2 protein-coding genes are annotated in these 2,044 nt (G+C 63.4%); one reads left to right on the top strand and one right to left on the bottom strand.

Annotation, left to right across the window (positions count from 1 at the left end; genetic code table 11):
* Positions 1-70: 70 nt before the first annotated feature.
* Positions 71-1,204, bottom strand: a complete 1,134-nt coding sequence (odc2, locus tag EOD15_RS33385) for an ornithine/lysine decarboxylase (protein ID WP_127320768.1) — start codon at positions 1,202-1,204, stop codon at positions 71-73.
* A gap of 540 nt (positions 1,205-1,744) precedes the next feature.
* Here odc2 and EOD15_RS33380 point away from each other — a divergent pair.
* The coding region (locus EOD15_RS33380) for an amidase family protein (protein ID WP_245463840.1) at positions 1,745-2,044 on the top strand (300 nt) is incomplete at its 3' end.

Genomic DNA, 2,044 nt, shown 5'->3' with positions numbered 1-2,044 from the left:
GCTCTCTCAGCGCATTTTCAGGCGAAGTTGTGTCCGGTTCGCCGTCCGAAAATGCGCTGAGGAAGCGCCGTCAGATCACGTAGGATCGGAGAGGCTCGAAGCCGTTGAAGGCGACCGCCGAGTAGGTGGTCGTGTAGGCGCCGGTGCCTTCGATCAGCACCTCGTCGCCGATGGTCAGCGACAAAGGCAGCGGATAGGGCGTCTTCTCGTACATCACGTCGGCCGAATCGCAGGTCGGGCCGGCGAGCACGCAAGGTGCGGTCTCCGTGCCGTCATGCGGCGTGACGATCGGGTAGCGGATCGCCTCGTCCATCGTCTCGGCAAGACCACCGAACTTGCCGATGTCGAGGAACACCCAGCGCACATTGTCGTTGGCGGCCTTCTTCGAGATCAGCACGACTTCCGACTTGATGACGCCGGCATTGCCGACCATGCCACGGCCCGGCTCGATGATGGTCTCGGGAAGCGCATTGCCGAAATGCTTGCGCAGCGCCGAGAAGATCGCCTGGCCATAGGCCTGGGCGGCTGGCACGTCACGCAGATAGCGCGTCGGGAAACCACCGCCCATATTGACCATCTTCAACACGATGCCTTCTTCGGCGAGCGTCGCGAACACCACCTTGGCGTCGGCCAGCGCACGGTCCCAGGCGGTCAGGTCGGTCTGCTGCGAGCCGACATGGAACGACACGCCATAGGCGTCGAGGCCGAGCCCCTTGGCATGGCGCAGCACGTCGACGGCCATCGCTGGCACGCAGCCGAACTTGCGCGACAGCGGCCATTCCGCGCCCTCGCCATCGGTCAGCACGCGGCAGAACACGCGCGCGCCTGGAGCGACGCGAGCGATCTTCTCGACCTCTTCGACGCAATCGACGGCGAACAGGCGGATGCCGAGCTGGTAGGCGCGTGCGATGTCACGCTCCTTCTTGATGGTGTTGCCGAAGGAGATGCGGTCCGCCGGCGCACCGGCGTCCATCGCCATCTCGACTTCGGCAACGGAAGCGGTGTCGAAGGACGAGCCCATCGCAGCAAGCAGGCGCAGGATTTCCGGCGCCGGGTTTGCTTTCACCGCATAGTAGATCTTGGAATCGGGCAGCGCCTTCTCGAAGGCGCGGAAATTGTCGCGCACGACATCGAGGTCGACGACGAGGCAGGGGCCGGACGGACGTCGGGTGGCGAGGAAGTCAAGGATGCGCTGGGTGGCCATCGGGGTCTCTCCATCAGCGCCTTTCGGCGCGCAATAAGGCTGCGGGACGCGGGCTGTCAGCCTCGCGAACACGCGGTGGACAAAGGCGGGACGGATATCCATGGAACCAGCCGGTGGAGACCCCGGAACCATGAAGCGCCGTCTCGCGGCGGTGAACCTTGGCCTTGCCCGGCCTCGGTTCGCTTTGTCTGCCTTGGCTTGGATGGGAGACCCGTCCGCACTGCCGGCAATGAAGGTGTGCCTCTTCAGTAACCCCGGTTTTTGGACAACCGGCAGAACACCAGAAAGGCCCGCACCGTCGTTGCTTCAAGGTGTCCTCGGGCTGGCGGTTGGCCGCTAGACCGACTGGAGGGGTTGGCTCCAGTTACCTTACCGATTTCCCTCACCATTCGAGGATCGGCGGACACCCACAGGCACGTGCGACTTTGGGCAAGCGCGATATAAGGGCGAAGACTTTCACAATCAATAAAAATCGTATCGCAGGTTGTAAAATTTCTGGCGTCGAACAATGTTGCGGCAACCGTATCCGGATATCGAACGATGACAGGCACGCACGGCCCTCTCAACGCCTTTCTCGATCTTCGCCGGATGCCGGTGGCACATGCCCAGCTAGGCCCGCTGGCCGGCCTGCGGCTGGCCGTCAAGGACATCTACGACGTCGCCGGTTACCGCACCGGTTGCGGCAATTTGCAAAAATTCGCCGAAAGCCCCGCGGCCTCGCGCACCGCACCCGCCGTGCAGATGATCCTCGATGCCGGCGCACGCTTCGTCGGCAAGACGCAGACCGACGAGCTTGCCTTCGCGCTGTTCGGCCAGAATGCGCATTTCTCGTTTCCGGTG

This window comes from Mesorhizobium sp. M7A.T.Ca.US.000.02.2.1 (assembly GCF_003996995.1).
GTDB lineage: Bacteria > Pseudomonadota > Alphaproteobacteria > Rhizobiales > Rhizobiaceae > Mesorhizobium.
Note: the sequence above shows the minus strand (reverse complement) of the source record. Positions and strands in the feature narration are given on the sequence as shown.